General features: G+C 43.4%; 16 protein-coding genes and 2 pseudogenes. 16 read left to right on the forward strand and 2 right to left on the reverse strand.

The annotated features are described in order from the left end of the window. Positions 1–262: 262 nt before the first annotated feature. The 8 genes from G614_RS0125190 to G614_RS0125225 are packed head-to-tail and all read left to right on the forward strand — an operon-like array spanning position 263 to position 9,640. Positions 263–2,392, forward strand: coding sequence for an extracellular solute-binding protein (locus G614_RS0125190; RefSeq protein ID WP_027644067.1), 2,130 nt, complete (start codon positions 263–265; stop codon positions 2,390–2,392). 32 nt (positions 2,393–2,424) lie between these two features. Beyond that, on the forward strand, positions 2,425–3,027 hold the full coding sequence (locus tag G614_RS0125195; protein WP_027644068.1) for a hypothetical protein: 603 nt from the start codon (positions 2,425–2,427) through the stop codon (positions 3,025–3,027). A gap of 22 nt (positions 3,028–3,049) precedes the next feature. Next, the gene (locus tag G614_RS0125200; RefSeq protein ID WP_027644069.1) at positions 3,050–4,996 is read left to right on the forward strand and encodes a biotin/lipoyl-binding protein; all 1,947 of its coding nucleotides are present in this window, start codon (positions 3,050–3,052) and stop codon (positions 4,994–4,996) included. After that, on the forward strand, positions 4,986–6,227 hold the full coding sequence (locus G614_RS35260) for a hypothetical protein (RefSeq protein ID WP_027644070.1): 1,242 nt from the start codon (positions 4,986–4,988) through the stop codon (positions 6,225–6,227). Before G614_RS0125200 ends, G614_RS35260 begins: the two co-directional genes overlap by 11 nt. Next, a complete protein-coding gene (locus G614_RS0125210) occupies positions 6,211–7,083 on the forward strand; it encodes a carbohydrate ABC transporter permease (protein ID WP_027644071.1) in 873 nt (290 codons plus the stop codon). The genes G614_RS35260 and G614_RS0125210 overlap by 17 nt, the downstream gene beginning before the upstream one ends. Further along, a complete protein-coding gene (locus G614_RS0125215; RefSeq protein ID WP_027644072.1) occupies positions 7,080–7,919 on the forward strand; it encodes a carbohydrate ABC transporter permease in 840 nt (279 codons plus the stop codon). Before G614_RS0125210 ends, G614_RS0125215 begins: the two co-directional genes overlap by 4 nt. 16 nt (positions 7,920–7,935) lie before the next feature. Further along, on the forward strand, positions 7,936–9,054 hold the full coding sequence (locus tag G614_RS0125220) for an ABC transporter ATP-binding protein (protein WP_027644073.1): 1,119 nt from the start codon (positions 7,936–7,938) through the stop codon (positions 9,052–9,054). Next, entirely contained in the window at positions 9,047–9,640 is a 594-nt protein-coding gene (locus G614_RS0125225; protein WP_027644074.1) for a VanZ family protein, read from the forward strand. Before G614_RS0125220 ends, G614_RS0125225 begins: the two co-directional genes overlap by 8 nt. A gap of 25 nt (positions 9,641–9,665) precedes the next feature. On the opposite strand, the pseudogene G614_RS30895 reads toward G614_RS0125225, so the two are convergent. Both G614_RS30895 and G614_RS34840 read right to left on the reverse strand, forming a co-directional pair. Then, positions 9,666–9,758, reverse strand: a pseudogene (locus tag G614_RS30895) (transposase); the annotation flags it as partial. 32 nt (positions 9,759–9,790) lie between these two features. Next, positions 9,791–9,931 (reverse strand): annotated as a pseudogene (locus tag G614_RS34840) (IS110 family transposase); the annotation flags it as partial. Between the two features lie 383 nt (positions 9,932–10,314). On the opposite strand from G614_RS34840, the gene G614_RS0125235 reads away from it, so the two are divergent. The 8 genes from G614_RS0125235 to G614_RS0125270 all read left to right on the forward strand — a co-directional run bounded on the left by G614_RS0125235 (position 10,315) and on the right by G614_RS0125270 (position 20,352). Further along, on the forward strand, positions 10,315–11,298 hold the full coding sequence (locus G614_RS0125235) for a LacI family DNA-binding transcriptional regulator (RefSeq protein WP_027644075.1): 984 nt from the start codon (positions 10,315–10,317) through the stop codon (positions 11,296–11,298). A 363-nt stretch (positions 11,299–11,661) separates the two neighbouring features. Further along, a complete protein-coding gene (locus tag G614_RS0125240) occupies positions 11,662–12,840 on the forward strand; it encodes a NosD domain-containing protein (RefSeq protein ID WP_027644076.1) in 1,179 nt (392 codons plus the stop codon). Positions 12,841–13,040: 200 nt separating this feature from the next. Further along, positions 13,041–14,423: an ABC transporter substrate-binding protein gene (locus tag G614_RS0125245; RefSeq protein WP_242828220.1), complete on the forward strand. Its 1,383-nt coding sequence runs from the start codon at positions 13,041–13,043 to the stop codon at positions 14,421–14,423. An 88-nt stretch (positions 14,424–14,511) separates the two neighbouring features. Next, positions 14,512–15,384: a carbohydrate ABC transporter permease gene (locus tag G614_RS0125250; RefSeq protein ID WP_027644078.1), complete on the forward strand. Its 873-nt coding sequence runs from the start codon at positions 14,512–14,514 to the stop codon at positions 15,382–15,384. A gap of 5 nt (positions 15,385–15,389) precedes the next feature. Further along, positions 15,390–16,220, forward strand: a complete 831-nt coding sequence (locus tag G614_RS0125255; protein ID WP_027644079.1) for a carbohydrate ABC transporter permease — start codon at positions 15,390–15,392, stop codon at positions 16,218–16,220. A 68-nt stretch (positions 16,221–16,288) separates the two neighbouring features. Further along, the gene (locus tag G614_RS0125260; RefSeq protein WP_027644080.1) at positions 16,289–17,632 is read left to right on the forward strand and encodes a glycoside hydrolase family 172 protein; all 1,344 of its coding nucleotides are present in this window, start codon (positions 16,289–16,291) and stop codon (positions 17,630–17,632) included. Between the two features lie 18 nt (positions 17,633–17,650). Then, a complete protein-coding gene (locus tag G614_RS0125265) occupies positions 17,651–19,135 on the forward strand; it encodes a glycoside hydrolase family 32 protein (protein WP_027644081.1) in 1,485 nt (494 codons plus the stop codon). A gap of 257 nt (positions 19,136–19,392) precedes the next feature. Then, positions 19,393–20,352 (forward strand): carbohydrate kinase family protein, encoded by a 960-nt coding sequence (locus tag G614_RS0125270; protein WP_027644082.1) that lies wholly within the window; start codon positions 19,393–19,395, stop codon positions 20,350–20,352. Positions 20,353–20,976 lie beyond the last annotated feature (624 nt).

A 20,976-nucleotide genomic window follows, 5' to 3' on the forward strand; every position in this document is an offset into this window, starting at 1 on the left:
AAAGCAAATAAATAACACCCAAATTAGCGGAGCGGCTTCTGGCGGCTCCGCTGGCTTTTGTCTGCATTGATACATCAGAGTATTAGCAACTGGTTTGTTTCAATGTCCCTATCACAGTGCCTTAGGAATTTCTTAATCATTCATTTACCATTCCATAGAAAATCAATTATCTCAAATTAAAAAACTGCCTGCTCATCAATGGTATGCTTAAACTGCCTGATAGAACAGGCAATATTTATATGAAAGGAGGTAATTTTAGAGAATGGAGGTGGCTATGAGAAAGAAGATAAGACAGATTTTCACAATTCTGGGAACAACAGCAATGATTTTTACCATAACAGCCTGCGGGAACCGCATGGATACCATGCAGCCTGCTGCTTCCTATGTTGCAGATTTTTTTGATATTCCAGACACGGTGACAGGAATCGAAAGACTTCTGCTCAAAGATGATATGGCCTATATGTGCTGCCTGGAGGCAGATGGTACGTCCTATTTGGCAGCAATGGACATTGATGACGGCAAGTTTTTGAAACAGCGTCTGGATCTGGATGCTCCTGTTTCGCTTCTGGATTTTGGCTTTGCTCCAGATAACAGCATCTGGGCGGTTTGCTTGGAGCAGGCAGGAGGCTATAGTTTAAGGAAATTTGACAACAGTGGTTCACAGGTTCAATCGGTTGACCTGGCAGGTGTGATGGACACCTCGGTCATTTCTGCAGTTGGAAGAGATTTGTTCCTTAGTATTGATATAGAGGGAAATATCTGTGTGGCTGCTAAATGCGGAAATACGTTGGTCTATCTGTTCGACAATAACGGCCGTTTCTTATTTTCTCTCGATTATGAGGGGAATCTTATGACAACCACAACGACTGCAGAGGGACAGATTGGTATTTGTGCGACTTCCTCGGACCGTATGAACTATGACCTGCTTACAGTGGACATGGAGAGCCAGGATTGGAGTAAAGACAAAATCTATCTGGGAGCAACAGCAGGGCTGTACGGAGGAGTAAACAATGATTTCTATCGGTTTGATTCTTCCGTTTTGTATGGGTACGCTGCGGGCGCGCAGGAGGGCAGCCCTGTCTTTAACTGGTCGGATATGGGACTTGGCACATCAGAGGTTCATCTTGGCGAATGCACGGATGGGCGTTTTGTGGTTCTGGCAGCCTCGTCCAATCAGACTGAGGTACTATCGTATGAAATGGCGGTACTATCCGAAGGTATGAATGAGAGGGAAATTTTGAGTATGGTGAGCCTGACCGCGACTCCTGGCCTTGTCCAGGCCGTATCCGATTTTAACAAAACAAACGACAGGTATAAGGTTGAGCTGACAGAGTATTTTCCGTATGCACAAGATGTGTCCAACGAGGAATGGGATAATGCCATTTTGAATCTTAATACACGGATCATCTCTGGTGATATGCCGGATATCCTGGATATGAGTAATTTGTCCGTACAGATTTATCAAAGCAAAGGGCTCTTGGAAGATCTCTATCCATATATGGAAAATGATCCGGAAATCCAGACAGAGGATTACTTTGAAAATGTCTTTGAAGCTATTAGCCTGGATGGAAAGTTACCTTATCTTACAGACGGAGTAGCCATATCCACTATGCTGGCCGGCGCAGATATTGTGGATGGAAACAATGGCTGGACCATTCAGGATTTGGAAGAGGTCCTTGATACTTACGGAGCCAATTCCATAAACAATCTGTCTGGCGCTTCCTTCCTGAAAGTCATGCTTCAGACAGATGGCAGTTTCATTGACTGGAGCCTGGGCAAGTGCTCTTTTGATTCGCCTGAATTCGTAAAGATGCTGGAATTTGCCGGTAAAATACAGGAAAGCAGGCAGAACGGCTTCGGAGGAATGGAGATGAGCGATACCTATGCAGCAGCCTATGAAGCTGTGCTGAGCGTTTACCACATCACCCAGTACAGAAATTACTACAACGGGAACCTGAAGTTTCTTGGACTTCCTGGAGGCGGCGGTGAATACCATGCAATCAAACCTGAAGTGAAGGTTGGAATCTCCTCGTCCAGCACCCAGAAGGAAGGGGCATGGGAATTTGTCAGAACACTATTGACAGAGGAGCACCAGATGTCCTGTATGATGCTTCCGATTCATCAGAAGGCGTTTGATAAGGTCACGCAGGCGGCGGTGGATGGAAAATCTATCTGGACATGGATTTACGAAGACGGTAAGGCAACAAAAGAAGATGCGGAGCTGACAAAGCAGCTTTTAAGCAGCTCAGCCTATGTGGAGAATGACAATCAGACACTGGATGCACTTATATTGGAAGAGGCCCGGGAATATTTTTCAGGGGCAAGGAGCGCCCGGGAAACGGCTGAAAGAATTCAGAGCCGGGCCAGTCTTTATATCAATGAGCAAATGTAAAATTTTATATGCAATGGAAAGGATTCAAAATTATGAAAAGACAGTTTATGAAAAGAGGAATGATGGGGATATATGCTGCTATCTGCGCGGGGATGCTTTTGGTTACCGGATGCGCAGGTACAGAGCCAAATGTAAAAACGGAAACAGAAAGAATTGAAGTGACAGAGAGACAGGAAAGTAATCCTGTAAATACTGCCAGTAAGGAGGAGGATAAGGAGGAAGTCCCTAAGAAGCAGGAGGAGGCGGTCCAAAATGATTCGCATCTGCAAATTCAGGATGATGCTGGGAACGAGGATTTAGATACAATGGATACGTTTGCAGATGCGAATGACATGATGAAGTCTGCTGATTTAAGCGGCACAGCCGGCGAATGCTCGAATACCGGGTGCGTGATTAATACATCACCCTTTGCGGATGGCACTTCATCTTCCGGAGATGGAGGCAGCATAACGGTTATTTATTCAGAAGATACAGTATTTCAAAAGGGAACCGTGAAATCGGATGGCAGCAGCTATTCTTTGGAAGACAGTGAAAAAGATGGGATAGGGGATAACGATTTTGTACTGTGTTTTGGAAAGCAGCAGGCGGACGGCTCTTACCTGGCAGACAGAATCATTATGATTGAGTTCAATTAACCTTATAGGAGATGATACAGCTATGCGTTTACATATTGGGGAAAAAATCAAACAACAAAAGGCCATGCTTATTTCCGGAAAGAAATACAGGCCCCTCATAGAAGACCGTGTGCAGCGCATGGCTGTATATCTTATGATTGGATTTTTTGCATTCATGTTTGTATGCACAATCATTTCCCGTGCATCCCATTCTTTTACAACTGCCCATGTTTCAGTATCTTCCATGACAAGCAAAACGTTAATGAACAGGGCTGAAATGGAAGGGATTATCCATGCAGCAGCGGAGAAGGGGATTAGTCTTCCGGATGGCCTTAAGGTCGTGTCCGTCAATGCAGAGAAGGGCAAACCGGTAAACAAAGGCGAAGTACTGATAGAATTTGATATACCTTCCGTAGAAGAACAGATTAAGAAACTGGAGGAAGAAATCCATATCCTTAATCTGAGAATCGATCTTTCAGGAAACAATGGCAGCAGTGATGTGATTGAGGCACAGCGTACTCTTGTGGATGCCCAAAAGGCGTATGAGCGCATTGCTGCGAAGTATGCCAGGACAGATATACGATTAAAAGAAGATTACACAAAACTTGAAGAAACACTGGCAGATGCGGAAAAAAATCTTATTAAGAAGGCAGAAGCGCTTGTGAAAGAAGCGAGGGAAAACCTGGAAAACGTAAGGGAGGACGCGGAGGATGCCATCCGCGCCGCAGAACAGGCGCTGGATGAGGAATCAGAAAATCTTGATGATTCAGAGGATAGTTATCAGCAGGCATTAGAAACGTATGAACAGGCGAAAGATGAGCTTAATATGGCAAAGCAGAAAGTCAGCGAAATAAAGGAAGCAATTGCAGGGAAGCAGCCGGATGATGCCACGGATTATACGGAGGAGCTGAAGGCGGCGGAGGAAGAACTTTCCATTGCACAAAAGGCATTTAACCAGGCAAAAAAAGAGCTTTCGAAAGCAGACTATACCTCATCGTCCTATGACAGGGCAGACGATAACCTGGATTCCATCAAGAGACGCTGGAGACATAAAATTGAACGAGCCAAAGATGCTCTTTATGAAGCAGAAACAGTGCTGGAAGCAGTCAGAGAAGGAAAAGATTTTTCAAGTGAGTCTGCAGTCAGTGAGGCTCAGGCTGCCATCGATGCTGCAAGAGATGCGTTAAATAATGCCCGGCGTGAGTCTGAGGATAACCAATATTCTGAAGAGGAAGAACTTTATGTGGCGGGAAGGGCAATTGAGACCGCGCAGAGAGCATTGGAAGATGCCCGGAGACAGGCTGTTGTATTGCAGAAGGAAGATGAGATTGACAGGCTTACCTATGAATCTGAGCGGTCAGATAAGGAGAAATTGCGTGTTACATTGCAGGAAATTTTGGATAATGGGGGATGCCTTTTGGCTCCGGCCTCTGGAACGGTATTGATGACTCTGGAACGAGGGGATAAAACAAAGGAGGGGGAAGATGCAGTCATACTTTCCTGTGCTGACAGAGGCTTTGTTTTTGAAGGAAAACTGGATAAAGATTCTGCACGCCACTTTTTAGCCGGGGACAAGGGGGAGCTTCATTACAAATTGGATGGAAGCTCACAAAAAACAGATGTGGAGATTCATTCCATCAGCACGCCGGACGAGGCGGACCAGGTTTTAGTAACTGCAGTTCTGCCAGAGGGAAGTTACTCTTCCGGTATGTCGGCGCAGCTTTTTCTGAGCAGAAAAAGCGAGACGTATCAAAATTGTCTGCCTCTTACAGCACTCAGAAGTGATTCCGGCGGAGATCACGTTTTCGTACTCCGCAAACAAAGCTCCGTACTGGGAACAGAATGGGTCATTGCGAGGGTAGATATAACAGTTAAGGAAAGAGACAGTCAGATGATGTATGTTGAGAGCGCGCTTACTTATTCGGATCAGGTAGTAATAAACTCGAATAAGATTATATCGGAAGGAGACAGGGTTCGTATTGAAAATTGACAAGTTTGCTCATTACCGGGCGTTGACAATATCAGCATTACTGGCAACGGTTCTTTGGTGTATCGCTTGTTCTTTCTATAGTACGGCCATAAGTCACTGTACAAGTGTGAGCATTAAATGGGAAAAGAGCGGTGTCAGCCCCTCAGAGCTTATAAGGCAGCAGACATATGCAAGGCAGGATGGAGCAGGAAACCAGCCAGAGGTCACCTTATGGCAGACATACCCGGAACAGGAGATAATGGCTTCAGATAAAAAGAAAATGAATGTAAATGTAGTTGCTGCCTTTGGAGATTGTAGGGATATATCATCCTCCATGCTGATTGCCGGTGCTTATCCGGCCAGATCGGATGAGTCTGGATGTGCAGTCAGTACCGGTTTGGCATTCTCCTTGTGGGGAAGTACCAACGTGATTGGGATGCCGGTAAAGGTGGAAGGAAAGCAGTTCTATGTCCGCGGCATATTTGAGGAGGAAGAACCAAGGTTATTCTTACAGGCGCAGGCTGAATCGGAAGAACTCTTATCCAATATGCAGCTGACATTTGCAGGTTCAGGAACAAGGGATAGGGCAAAGCAGTATCTCTCATCTGCAGGTTTTCCGGAGGGACGGATTCTTGACCTGACATTATTTGCATGGGTACTTGGTATTATATTCAGGCTTCCTGCGATCATTCTGGCATTTGGAATCCTTGGGCGCGTGATAAGGCATGGAAAAAGGGTTTGGCGTTATTCCATTCTGCTGGCCATTTATCTTTTATTAGCTTTTGGTATATTGGCTGGATTATGGTTTTGTATAGACTTACCTAAGATTCCTTCCGATTTTATTCCTACAATGTGGTCTGATTTTGAGTTTTGGGGAAATTTGTTTGAGGAACAGGGAAAAAATATGGTCTCTTGGATGGCTGCAGGGCCTGCCTTCCGGGATATAGAGCTTTGGATTACGGCATTTATGGCAGTGCTGCTTTCTGTTTGCGCCTCTGCCTTTACGGCAGCCGCGGCAATGCTGGTATCCATACGCTCTTACAAAAGAATGATTTTCTTTTGTATGGCATATTCACTGACGCTTTGCCTGATATCATTCAAGATAGCATCTGCTCACAATATGACCTTATGCAAAGCAATGTATCTGATGCCATGTCTGTGGATATGCGTGGATTTTCTATTTTACTGTCTGAAAGAAAAACTTGCCGCCGATGCTGGTGAAGGGAGGATTTTGGATGAGGAAAAAACGTGATTACAGTGTTCCGTTTAGGGAACAAATGGTACCATGGCTGTTTTTGCTGCCGAGCCTGCTGTTCGTAAGCATTATGGTGCTGATTCCTCTGCTGGATGCTCTGCGCCGTTCCTTTTTTCTGGCTGCCAGTGACCGGTTTGTGGGATTTCAAAATTATCTGGCAGTACTGAGAAACAATGCGTTTAAGCTGGCGGCAGCCAATACAGCAAAATTTATCTTAGTCTGCATACCGCTTTTGTTACTCTTTTCCCTGGCTGTTTCACTGATGCTGACATCCTTCAGGGAAAAGCGCGGCATTTTCAAGACCTCGTTTCTTGTGCCCATGGCGATTCCCGTTGCTTCGATTGTTCTTTTGTGGCGGGTGTTCTTTCATAAAAATGGACTTCTCAATGCATTCTTTGCACTTTGGGGTATGGTTCCGGTTGACTGGATTGGAAGTAAGGCAGCCTTTGGCGTGTTGGTTTTTGCTTATCTGTGGAAGAATTTCGGATATGATATGGTGCTGTGGCTGTCAGGACTCAGTGCTATAAATCCAGCATTATATGAGGCGGCGCAGATAGACGGCGCCGGAAGCCTCCAGCGGTTTGTAAGGATTACACTCCCCAATTTAATGCCCACATTATTTACCATTACAGTACTGTCGCTGCTCAATTCTTTTAAGGTGTTCAGAGAGGCCTATTTGATTGCGGGAAGTTATCCGGATGACAGTATTTACATGCTTCAGCATTTATTCAATAACTGGTACAGCAATCTGGATGTAGATAAAATGTGTGCCGGAGCTGTGATGATGGCAATTCTGGTATTTATTTTAATCATGCTGCTGCAAAAAATTATGAACAGAGGAGATAGGATATGAAAAAATGGCTGCTTGGCGTGCCCCTTGTTTTGATTGCGGTCTTTATATGGATGCCTCTTTGGATGCTGATATCCGGTACCTTTATGGGAGGAGCGGAGTTGTCTGAAAATCTTGCTCCTGTCTTAGAAGGCAGGGGAGGAACTGCTGTATGGCCTGTAATTGCGCGTTATCCGACACTGGCGGCATATGTGGAACTATTATTGGATACGCCCCAGTTTTTTACGGTATTCTGGAATTCCTGCAGGCAGGTTTTTCCGATCATACTCGGTCATGTCCTTTTGGGCGCTCCTGCGGCATGGGCATTTGCTAAGTTTCACTTTCGCGGAAAAAAGATACTCTATACTTTGTATATTGTCCTGATGTTGATGCCTTTTCAGGTGACTATGGTTTCCAGCTATCTTGTCCTGAATAAGCTGGGGCTGATTGATACTGTATGGGCGGTCATTCTGCCCGGTGCGGCATCAACGCTTCCGGTATTCATTATGACACGTTTTTTTATGGACATACCGGAGGCGGTCATGGAGGCGGCAGCCGTGGATGGGGCTTCCTCATTTCAGACATTTTTAAGATTTGGGCTTCCTCTGGGGGCGCCGGGCATTCTGTCAGCTGTGGTATTGGGGTTTTTGGAATACTGGAACGCAATAGAGGCGCCGCAGGCATTTTTAAAAAACCAGGCGCTCTGGCCGCTGTCATTGTATATGTCAAACATCACAGCGGATAACGCCGGGGTATCATTAATCGCGTCACTGATTACGCTGATGCCTCCTCTTTTGATATTCCTGTTCGGTCAGAAATATCTGGAGCAGGGCATTATATCTTCCGGAATGAAGGATTAACACAGAGGATTAATTTATGGAAAACAAGATTTTTGCAGGCGATCTGCAGATAAGCAAAGTGAATAAATGGTATCCTGGTGATGTTCATGCCGTTAAGGATATGGACATGGAAATAAAGAGAGGGGAATTTATTGTATTTGTAGGCCCTTCCGGCTGCGGCAAGACAACGCTGCTGCGCATGATTGCAGGACTTGAAAGTATAAGCAGCGGCGAGGTCATTATGGATGGCAGGATTGTGAACAAGGTTCCCCCAAAGAACCGCGATATTGCCATGGTATTCCAAAATTACGCCCTTTATCCCAATATGAAAGTAAAAGATAATATCGCCTTTCCCCTTAAAATGCAGCACATCGGCAAACAGGAAATGGAAGGAAGGGTAGCAGAAGTGGCGCAAAAGCTGGAGCTGGATGCTCTGCTTGGAAGGAAACCGGGGGCCCTTTCCGGCGGTCAGCGCCAGCGTGTAGCTCTTGCGCGGGCAATGGTGAGAAAACCCAGACTTTTTCTCATGGATGAGCCGTTAGCTAATCTGGATGCGAAACTCCGCACAGAAATGCGCCGGGAGATCATAACGCTCCAACGGGAACTGGGCGTAACAACCATATATGTTACACATGATCAGACTGAGGCAATGACGATGGGTACGCGTATCGCCGTAATAAATGGCGGTGTTTTACAGCAGTTTGGAACGCCGCAGGAAATATATAGAAATCCGGCGAACCTGTTCGTTGCAGAATTTATAGGATCGCCCAATATGAATGTATGGGACACAGAGCTTGTTACAAATAACGGACAACATTATCTGACCTTGGGAAATGTCCGTATTCCTGTCGATAAAAGCAGCCTGACCATAAAAGGATTGCATGGGCCTATTAAGGCCGGTATTCGTCCGGAACACATTATGCCGGCTGCCCCGGAGGAACCTCATGCAGTACGTATGAAAATCAGCATTTTAGAAAATACCGGGCGTGAAGTGGCAGTTTTCCTCACAGCGTCTGACATACCGAATCTTACGATGGTAACAGGCGCGGATTTCTCAGGTCAGGTCGGGCAGGAGGTATATTTTCGGTTAAAGCCGGAAAAGATACATCTGTTTAGTACAGAGACAGGATGTGCATATGGAAATGCTTATGTATAGAATATATTCAACGAGTATAGAAGCTGCAGCTGCATCAACTATATTGATACCGATTCTTTTTTTATATCAAATAATTATTTTCCACAACATAAAAAAGACGGCTGCCTATATTATTTTTATATTATATTTGACTGCAATGTGCTTTTTGGTGGGGTTTCCCAGTGTAGCAGGGATTAAAATTGTTTGGTCTTATAATTTTATTCCTTTGCATGGTATGCTGTCCGATATAACAAATAGCTATCTGAATGTTTTACTTTTTATTCCATTAGGTATATTTGTTCCATGTTTATGGCGCGAATATAGAAGTATGATGAAAACTGTAGGTTTGGGCCTGATGACATCACTGGGTATTGAAATACTGCAGATATTTACCTTTCGGGCAACAGATATAAATGACTTGATAACGAATGTGGCAGGTACAATGATTGGGTATCTAATTGGCAGAATGATTATAAAAATGATTCCTCAATTAGATAGACTTGGTTGCAAGGAAAGTGAGTTATATCTATTATATGGAACAGCTGGTGTAGTTATGTTTTTCTTTCAACCATTTATTCTATTATTATCAGAGGCCTTTTCTCCATAAAAACAAGGGTATGAGCTGAGTATTATAAAGTCTTGCGTAGTGTGGATGAGCCGCGTTTGGAAGTAGGAACACTTTTTTGCTCATAATCACCTGATTCATTGACTCCCGGGTCTACACCGCACTGGAGATCTTTGAAGTAATAGTGGTCACATTATGCAGTTTCTTTATGTTCATATTTATGCTGTTCTTAGTGATGATAGGTTTAACGACGGAGCAGCCAACCCCATTATCACGAAGGAAGTATAGAAGCGGGATGTGGTATATCCCGGTGGACTCAAGGAAGCATTTGCTACGGATCAGAAGCATTGTGCCGGGATTATGTCGCAGCGGTATGGCTGTCGGGCTGTGATTTATGGAATATGCAGGGATTTCATTTTGCTGTACCATCCGAGGGAGAACACCTGGGATATGGTGTTGTCTGATAATTAGTAGAAATTATAGATAATCTGTGATATACTAAATTCACGCGATTAACGGAGTAACAAATGTTATATGTAGAAAACTTTAAGTCATAGTTTGAATCATATAAGCTGGATACCCGCTGACCGGGAAAAATGGAAACGGATGTTTAACCATATGCTTGGAAAATCCATCTTACAGAGTGCGAAAATACTCCGAATGTAGTGGAAACTTTATAACAAATTCTGAATATGTAGATCAAGGAGTTGAGTTTATTGGCAGGAATTAAAGATGTGGCAAAAAAAGCCGGAGTTGGAGTGGGAACTGTATCTAGGATGTTGAATGATAGCGGATATGTAGCAGATGAAACTAGAAAAAAAATCGAAATTGCTATGAAAGAGTTAAACTATACGCCGAATGAACTGGCCAGAAATCTCTATCATAAAAGGACAGGTATTATTGCTGTACTTGTCCCAAATATATCGAATCCTTTTTTTGCAGAGTTTGTAAATTATGTGGAGGCCGAATTGTATGAAATCGGTTTTAAGATGATGCTTTGTAATACGGAAAAAGAAAAAAATGCAGAATTAGAATATCTTGATATGCTAAATCGCCATATTGTTGATGGTGTGATTACCGGAGTTCATTCCTTAAATGTAGAAGAATACAGAAAAATACATAAACCTATTGTCGCACTGGATAGATATCTCGGTGAAAGTATTCCTGTAGTAGCTGTTAACCATAAGGAAGGCGGAAAATTAGCAGCGGAGGTTTTATTTCGTAATGGATGTAAGAAAATACTACATTTTAAAGGTTCGACTGCCGTTGAGTCGCCATATCATGAGCGGCATTTTGAATTTGAGCGCATCATGAAAAAGAACCATGTGGATGTGTACTCCTATGAACTGGAATGGAACCGCCTTGACTCGGAATACTATCAGAAGGTGGTAGAAGATGTTTTTTCGGAGGACTTTGATTTTGACGGCGTATTTGCCGTGGATCGTATGGCAATCGCGTGCATGAATAATGTGATTCGGCATCATCGAAAGGTGCCGGAGGATGTAAAAATCGTGGCGTATGACGGCACATTTATCACTGACATCGTGGAGCCGAAGGTAACAGCGGTCGTGCAGCCCATTAAAAGCCTTGCAAAAGAGTCGGTGCGTCTGTTGGCCAATCGAATCAATGGAGTAGCATACAATAATAAACAGGTAATGCTGGGAGTGACGCTAAAAAAAGGAAACACAACGATTGTATAGTAAAAAACATCAAAACAGAAGAAGAAACAAAAAAGTAGTTGACATTATGTTGCATTAAGAATATAATTTCAATATATTTTTATATCTAATGTGGAACGCGTTCCATGCTGGATATAAACCGGAGTTATTTTTTTAAAACAGGAGTGGAACGCGTTCCACTAGAAAGGAGTAATTTGATATGTAGAGTAGAAATGAAGTGGGTTTACCGGTAGGATGAACATTGAAAAGTAAATATTGTCCAGAACGGAACAGTCGGAACAAATTTTGAGAAAAAGCGCACAGTGTAGTAGACCTTGCGTCGGACATGGTTTATATCGGGATTCCGAGAGTGTATTACAAGTAAAAAAGATAGGAGGCAAAAACATGGCTACAACATTTTATGACGTTACAACTTTCAAAGGGAGCACGTCCCCTTATCATGACATCGGTACGGTAATTAATGAAATCATCGCTGATATTAAAGCAGAACAAACGACACAGACAACCCGCCCGGGAGCCGTCATTTACGTCCCCCCAGGCCACTACGATCTCCTCACTCGAGTGGTAATTGATATCAGTTTCCTACAGATTAAGGGTGCTGGTCATGGTTTCATGTCTCAGGCCATTAGGGACGATACCGCAGATACGAGCCAATGGGATGAGGTTCTACCCGGCGGCAGTCACATCCGCGTGATGAACACCGATGGGAACCATGAGGCTTTTCTGGTTTCCAAGACTGGCACGCCTGCATTGAATGGGCGGCTCAACTCTATTTTTTTTCAGGACTTCTGTCTCAATGGTGTAAACGCCGAGAAACCTTACAGCAACGGGAAAATCGGAATTTCAGTTCAAAGCGACAACGACTCCCTACGCATTGAGGGAATGGGCTTTATGTACCTGGAGCGACCGCTCCTAATAAAGGGCGCCGATGCGATTAATATAACAAACAACTTTATTGCAGAAACGGGCAGCTGCATTGAACTTACCGGTGCATCTATTCTTGGCAAGATCACCAACAACTATCTCATAAGTGCCTGGGCAGGCTATTCAATTTTTGCAGAGAATGGCGAGGGCTTGCTCGTCTCAGGTAACACGATCGTGTGGGCCGGTAAGATTTATCTCGATAATGTCAGTCGGAGCAATATTTCATCAAATAAGATACTCAGTAACTTTCCTGGCATGGTAATTCTTGCCGGTAACAGCAAAGAGAACCTAATTTCGAGTAATCAATTCCGGCGTACATGGGGAGATGGAAAATCGGACTTGCTTGATGACACTTACGGGCTAATCAGAGTCGAGAGTTCGGGAAATCAAATTAGCTCTAACATATTCGCTTTCGATGTCCCTAGAGAACAGTTACTGCCTAATGAGGAAACAGTACCTGCGATTATTCACATAACCGAGGGCGACAACAACTACTTGGGGATGAACCAGATCGTAGCTAATCTTCCCGTCGCAGTAGTTTTGGACGCACCTACTACCACAACTAAGGTTCTTTATAGTGCAACAGAGGATCAGTTCTCGCCTGCGACAAAGAGTTACTCATTTGTTCCAACACCCTAAATCAAGTCGGAGTTGGTTTCATGTGAAAAAGATGGAATGACACAATGTCAAAAGCGATACATATAAAAAAATTTCTAGAGTACAGAATGAAATAGCATCAAAAAAGGGATTAAGAAAATCAAAGAGGCGCATCTTTTGGATTTTATTTTCACCCTCTATGGAACGGGTTCTATAGAGGGTGAAGCTCAAAAAAATTTTTTATGAACATGGAATGGGTTCCACAACAAAGACTGTATAATAAAAGAAAGGGAAAAATTATGAAGAACAAAAGTTTCAAAAGATTACTGTCAGCAGTAACAATCGGAGCAATGACGCTTGGCCTGATGACAGGCTGCTCAGGAGGCGGCTCAGAAGAAGCCGAGACTGATGAAAGCGGTGCAATAGTTATTAAATTCGGTATCCATGTATCGAATCCGGCAGAACAGGAAACGGTTACGAATAATATCGTTGAAGCTTTTAATAAAGCAAATGGCGGAAAGTATAAAGTTGAATTTGAGGCGGCAGATACAGAGACTCATTCAAAGAATATGAAGCTGAAAGCTGAAGACGGAACATTACCTCAGATTTTCTGGATTGAAGGTTCAGAGGCTTCAGAGTACAGTGAAGCAGGTGTTTTGATGGATCTGACAGAATTCCTTGATGAAAATGCAGATGTCAAAAAAGCTCTTGGCGGCATGGAAGCAGCATTTAAGGATGACAATGGACAGTTCGGGCTTCCGTATCAGTGTAATGTACAGGGTGTTTTCTATAACAAAGAACTGTTTGACAAAGCAGAGGTTGCATATCCAACAGACGAGACAACCTACGAAGACTTTATTGAGATGATTAAGAAGTTAAAGGACAGTGGCGTTACGCCGCTTGCAATCGGAAGCAAGAACAGTGCGTTTGCAATGTGGGAGTTCAATGAGTTCCTTGCAAGGTACGGATGGGAAGATAACATTGAAAACATTTTAGGCGGCAGTGATAAATTCAATAATAAAGAGCTTACAGCCTGCTTTGAGAAGCTCCAGGGTATGAAAGATGCAGGTGCGTTCCCAGAGAATATGGCTACGATCGAGTATTTTGACGCTAAGCAGTTATTCAATGAGGGAAAGGCAGCAATGTTTGGAACCGGACAGTGGGATTGTGCGGAATTTGACGAGAATATTGGAGATAAGATTGGATTCTGGTGGGGACCAAGATTTACTGATACACAGAGCAATCAGGAGATTGTTATGAAGGTTCCGTCAGCGCCGATCGGTGTCAGCGCGGCAATTGCTGATAATGAGAATTTAAAAGAAGGCGTATATGAATTCTTGAAATTCTATTACGGAGAAGAGGCAGCAAAGATTTCCTATGAAGGATCTATCTTCCCGGCTACAAGCTATGAAGGAGTGGCGGCTTCTGACAGCCAGTATTCTATGAATGCTATGATTGAAGCTCTTGCAAACGGATGGGAAAGCCCGGAGGCAGCGCCAGACCTTACAGTATCTTCCGCAGTTCAGGAAGCATTGTATGATGGTATATTCGGTGTGCTTCAGGGAACATATCAGCCAGCAGAAGCTCTTGATAAGATTGACGCAGCTTTAGCTAACAGCCAATAATTGCTGATAAAAATATTCCGACACCGGCGGTTTGTGCGGTGCCGAGGAGGAACTGAAGGAAAAAGCATAAGAAAGACGGGGAAAATTTATGCATTGGCTAAGTAAGAAAAAATATAAGATAGGTCTTATGATTCCGACACTTCTTGTCTATAGTATCTTTATTATGCTGCCGATCGTGGTAGCGGTAAGATACAGCTTTACAAAATATTCGGGAATCGGGCAGGCTAGATTTATCGGATTGAAAAATTATGTGAGATTGTTTCAGGATGAAATATTCTGGGTTTCCTTTAAAAACACAATGGTCATGTTTATACTGGCATTTGTTCTGCTGCTAACGTTGTCTTTCCTGATTGCTCTGCTGCTGAACAAAGGATTAAAGGCTGTGGATTTTTCAAAAGCACTTATCTTTTCGCCGGCGATTATAGCTCCGATCATTGTAGGTATTATCTGGGTATATATTCTGGATCCGAATATTGGTGTCATCAACAATGTGCTGGATGCAATCGGGGCAGATGGTCTTAAACAGAAGTGGATCGGCGGAGCTACATTGTCGCCCTACAGCATTGCGATCATATATTTCTGGCAGCAGTTAGGATATTTTGTGACCATATTTATTGCAGGTCTTAAGATGATTCCGGGAGATGTTCTGGAAGCTGTTAAGATTGACGGTGCCAGCGCAGTACAGGAAGTCAGGTATGTAATTATTCCTATGATGCGCACAACGATTTCTACGGTAGCTGTACTGATCATTACAGGTGTGTTTAAAATATTTGAGATCGTGCAGCAGACGACCGGAGGCGGTCCGAACCATCTGTCGGAAACATTGGTAACATATAGTTATTCAATGACATTTTCCAGCAGTGATTACGGATATGGAATGTCGCTTGCAACGGTTACATTATTATTGTCATTATTGATCACGGCAGTGTACAGTGCGGTAACAAAGGAAAGGGAGGGCTAAGAACTATGGTAAATAAGAGAAAAAAAGCAGTCCAGTATATATTGATGGTGCTAATCACATTATTGGTTGTGTTCCCGTTTTTATGGATGTTGGTTCTTTCCTTTAAGACAAATTCCGAGATATTATCTTCACCGTTATCATTACCGAAGACATTTAATTTTGAAAATTACCGGCATGCGATGGGGACGCTTAACTTCCCGAAGCTGTATGGTAATACACTTTTTGTATGTGTGATCTCACTGGTGGCGGAGTTAATCATTACGTTTTTCAGTTCTTTTGTTCTTGCGAGAATGGAATTTAAGAACGAGAAAATAAGAAAGATGCTTTATGGATTCTTGATCATGGGTCTGTCCATATCCCCATTTATCCTGTTGTTTCCAGTATACAAGATCAATGTGTTTTTCGGACTCAGAGGGAAGCTTGCGCTGATCTTTCCGTATATTGCCACTTCCATTTCCTTCAATACTCTGCTGCTTGTGGGATATCTGAAATCTCTGCCTGCAGAGATTGATGAGGCGGCACTTATTGACGGGTGCAATATATGGGATCTTATGGTGAGGGTCATACTTCCTATGACGAAGCCTGTGATTGCTACGGTTGTGATATTCAATGTTTTGTATATCTGGAATGAATTTCCGTTTGCATCAGTTATGCTGAGAGATGTGTCTGATTATACATTGTCCATGGGCGCATCGTTCTTTAAGGGAACCTATACGGTTGATTACGGCGGAATCGTAGCATCCAGTGTTATGATTATTATACCGGAATTGATATTCTATGGAATTTTCCAGAAAAATATTGTGGAAGGTATGACTGCAGGAGCAGTTAAGGGTTAATAAGGCAGCACCAGTATTTTGAGATTAAGTTAGTTTTAAGCAAAATTATCAAGTAAAGGAGAAAATTTATGAGTAAGGTATCAGGATTATTTCAGGATCTGACAACGATTAAGAAAGCAAGAAACGGAAGGCTCGCAAGCTGGGATCAGCGTGGCAAGAATCAGGACTACTGGGAGATTCCGGCAAAAGAGAGCATCGTACTTGGAGAAGTAGAGGGACCGGGATGTATTACCCATATCTGGATGACTTCTTCATGCCGCAAGGTGAAGGCTCCGAGTATTCTTGACCCGGTATTAAATGCGTCGGCAGCGCCGGTTATGGAAATTCATCCTGCACTTGGTGTTATATGGGATGATTATGATCCATTTTATTACAGGAAGGCTTTGATTAAAATTACATGGGATGATCAGGATACGCCAAGCGTTTTGGCTCCTTTGGGTGATTTCTTCTGTATAGGCAACTGTTATCCGGGAAATTTCAGCTCTCTGCCGTTTAATGTATCATTAAAGCCGGAGGAAGCAGGAAGATATGGAGCACCGTGTTCTGTATCCTGCTATTTCCCGATGCCATTTAATAAGAAGGCAAAGATTGAGATCATAAACGAGAATGAGCTTCCGTTTATATTATATTTTAATATTGATTATGAGATGTACAAAGAGCCATTGGATGAAAATACAGCTTATTTCCATTCCTGCTGGAGACGTGAGAACCCATGTGATGGATGGGGACCAGATGTACAGACAAATTCTCCGGAGGTCAATAATGTGACAAATTTTAAGGGAGAAGGAAACTATACAGTTCTTGATGTAAAGGGAACGGGACATTATGTAGGATGTAATCTGACAGTTAAGCACTATCAGGGAAGCTGGTGGGGCGAGGGTAATGATATGTTTTTCATCGATGGAGAGGAATATCCGAGCCTTAACGGAACTGGAACGGAGGATTATTTTAATCACGCATGGGGAATGCAGAGGAACGCTTATCCGTTCTTCGGAACGATTGTTCATGAAGGCGATACCGATGGTTTTCAGGTGTCTTACCGTTTCCATATTACAGATCCGGTGCGTTTTGAGAAGAGTCTCCGGGTAACGATAGAGCATGGACATGCAAACCATCTGTCTGATGACTGGAGTTCCACGGCTTACTGGTACCAGACACTGCCGACAGAAGATGAGATTACGATTCTTCCGGTGGAGGAGAGGCTTCCAAATGTGCCAAAGCTTCCTGAGAGGAACTTAAAAATGCCAGAGCTTACAGAAGAGATGAAAGCGGCAAGGCAGTCATGGGAAAAACGATGGGAAGAGTATGCTCCGGCGAGGGAAGAACAATTCCGCATCAAGGAAAAAAAGGCACGGCGTGAGTCTAGGCTGAATACGGAATTTGCAAAGAAACTCCGTGATGAGTATAAATAGATAATTTGGAGGAGATATATGTCTAAGGAATTAATGCTGCGCAACATTGAGAGAGCCCAGCGTGCAATTGACGAGAATAGAGAAACAGTAAAAAATGGGAGGATGCGTCAGCGCTATCATTTCATGGGTGAGACTGGATGGATCAATGACCCGAACGGGTTGATCTATTACAAAGGAAAGTACCATTTTTTTTACCAGTATAATCCTTATTATGGACATTGGGATTATATGCACTGGGGTCACGCGGTGAGTGATGATATGCTCCACTGGGAGTATCTTCCTCTGGCCCTTGCACCGAGTGAGTCCTACGATGATCATATGCGGGGTGGTTGCTTTTCAGGAAGTGCTATCGAACATGACGGTAAGCTGTTTTTGATGTACACAGGCGTTACGAATGATGGAAAAGGATTTGAGCAGACCCAGTGTATCGCTTACAGTGAGGATGGGATACATTTTGAAAAGTATGATGGAAATCCTGTACTGACTCCGCCGGAGGGAGTTCCCTCCCATATGTTCCGGGATCCGAAAGTGTGGAAGCATGGGGATACTTACTATATGGTCTGTGGTGCCAGCAGAGATAATAAAGCACAGGCACTTTTGTACCGCTCTGATGATATGCTCCACTGGACATTTTTCAATGTTCTGGCAGAGAGCCGGGGCGAGTGGGGTTATATGTGGGAGTGTCCGGATTTTTACCAGATAGGAGATAAATATGTGCTGATGGTGTCTCCAATGGGAGCAGGAGAACGTACCGTAGTATATATGGTGGGTGATTTTGATTATGAGACAGGTAAATTTTCCTATCAGATAGATGGGGAGATTGACTGGGGCTATGATTACTATGCTCCGCAGTCCTTTGTAGCGCCAGATGGCCGGAGACTTATTGTGGCATGGGCAAACTGTTGGGACTGGATGCCGTTTTGGAAGGACTGGGGACCGGCGTATAAGGAAGGATGGTGCGGTTTTTTTAATATCCCCCGTGAAGTGCGGATGATGCCGGATCATACATTGCAGTTTGTGCCGATTAAAGAGCTGTCAGCATTGAGAACGGATGGTTATCAGGCAGATTGTATCATTATAGATGATGAAGAACTTAAACTTACTGCGGGAGACGGCATTTCCTTTGAAATGAAAATGGAAATTGATTTGGAGAAAACAGATGCTGACAAGCTGGAGCTGTATTTGCGCAGCGATGGGGAGAAAAGGACAGTTTGTACATTTGATTTTGCGAATGGCGAATTGAAGGTGGATAGAAACAGTTCTGACGGATGGAGCCGGGGTATATCCAGAAGTACCTTATTCCTGAAAAATAAAAAGAAGTTAGATATCCACATCTTTTCTGACCAAAGCTCAATAGAAATTTTTTCGGATCAATATCAGAATAATCATGCAAATAATGTTTTTGCGGCAGGCTTGCAGAATCAGATTGCGGCTCGTGCATATGAAGGGAGGGTAGTGGTGAATCATTACGAGTCATATAAAATAAATGAATGCTTTGTCTGAATAAATTAAAATGATGTTTTGAAAAGGAGTTTTATTGCGGCAGATATATTATAGTGTAACAGATTGGCCCATTGGTAATCCATATGCGGATATCGGCGAGGTAATCAATAGTATATTGCGGATGTAAAGAGCAAACAAATACAGACATCAATGATATTGCAGATTTATTACAAAGTAACTTGAAGATCATATAGTTATAATATAGGGGATTGCAGCATTTATGGCAGTTCCCTATATTGAACGAGGAGGAAATGAAGATGGAAAAGTATGATGTAACTGCCTTGGGTGAATTGTTGATTGATTTTACACAAAATGGTATAAGTCCGCGGGGGAATCCATTATTTGAGGCAAATCCGGGCGGGGCACCTTGTAATGTTCTGGCGATGCTGTCAAAATTGGGACATAGAACAGCTTTTATCGGAAAAGTAGGAAAAGACTATTTTGGAGAGCGGTTAAGAAACGCCATTTCTGAATTAGGAATATGTGCGGATTATTTGAGGAAAGACGAAAAAGTGCATACTACACTGGCTTTGGTACATACTCTCCCAGACGGAGACAGGGATTTCTCATTTTATAGAAATCCTGGGGCGGATATGATGCTTACAGAAGCCGAAGTACCGGAGGAACTAATCAAAGTTTCTCGATTTTTTCATTTCGGAACGCTTTCCATGACGCATGATAGAGTTCGTAAAGCCACCCAAAATGCGCTAAAAGTAGCAAAGAAGAATAGTGTGCTTGTTTCTTTTGATCCGAACCTGCGGCCGCCGCTATGGGATTCATTAGAGGTTGCCAAAGAACAAGTCTTGTATGGAATAGAGTATTGTGATGTGTTGAAAATATCAGACAATGAGATCCAGTGGTTAACAGGAGAAGAAGATTATACTGTAGGGGCACATTGGATCCAAGACCGCTATCCACAGGTACAGTTGCTGCTTGTTTCAATGGGAAGAAATGGAAGCCGGGCCTATTATGGGGATGTTATGGTAGAAGAGCGGGCATATATAAATGCCAATACCATTGAGACAACAGGGGCAGGCGATACATTTTATGGTTGCGTTCTTCATTATTTATTGGAGCATGGCTTGCAGGGGTTATCATCAGATAATTTGAGTGATATGTTAAAATTTGCAAACGCAGCAGCGTCTATTATTACAACCCGGAAAGGCGCTTTATGTGTTATGCCAGCTCTTGAAGAAATAATGTGTTATTTACAGTAGGAATGGAATGAATGTTGATTGATATTGGAATAGAGAACATAGGGAATATATCCCTGAACGATCATGCGGTCATAAGCCTTTGTCATGGAGAAGATTAGGAACTGTGGGTGTGCGAAAAAAGTATGATAAATGGTCCTAAGTTATTTTGGGTCCCAGCATAAAAAAACATCAGGAATTATAGTTTGCTTCAGGCTGATAGAGGGAATACTCAAAGTTAGCATAGCAATACATGAAAGATATGATAGGTTGTATATTTTATTGTAAAGATAAAATTGTTGGTTATCAAGGTGATAACCAGCAATTTTTTTAGGTGCGCCCGGCGGGCGCACGTTCTAACGGGTGAAAGTCCCTGACCCGCCCGGCAGGGGGAAGGGTGCAGCCAATGGCAAGGGCGTCATCGTGAGGTGGGGTCTGAAGGAAGCCGGAGGCAAACCACTGGCCTGTAAAAGTTGTCCGGATAGGCTGTGAAGCGTGGATGAGGTTGCCTAACAAACTAAAGTCCAATAACTGCACGGAACGCCAGCAGTAAACGGGGCAGGTATAAGTGGGAAAGAACGTGTGAGTACCCGGGGAGGTCTCACGGACGTGAAAGTGGCGATAAAACATTCGCTGTCACGGAGTAAA

Source organism: [Clostridium] clostridioforme AGR2157 (genome assembly GCF_000424325.1).
Taxonomy (GTDB): domain Bacteria; phylum Bacillota; class Clostridia; order Lachnospirales; family Lachnospiraceae; genus Enterocloster; species Enterocloster clostridioformis_A.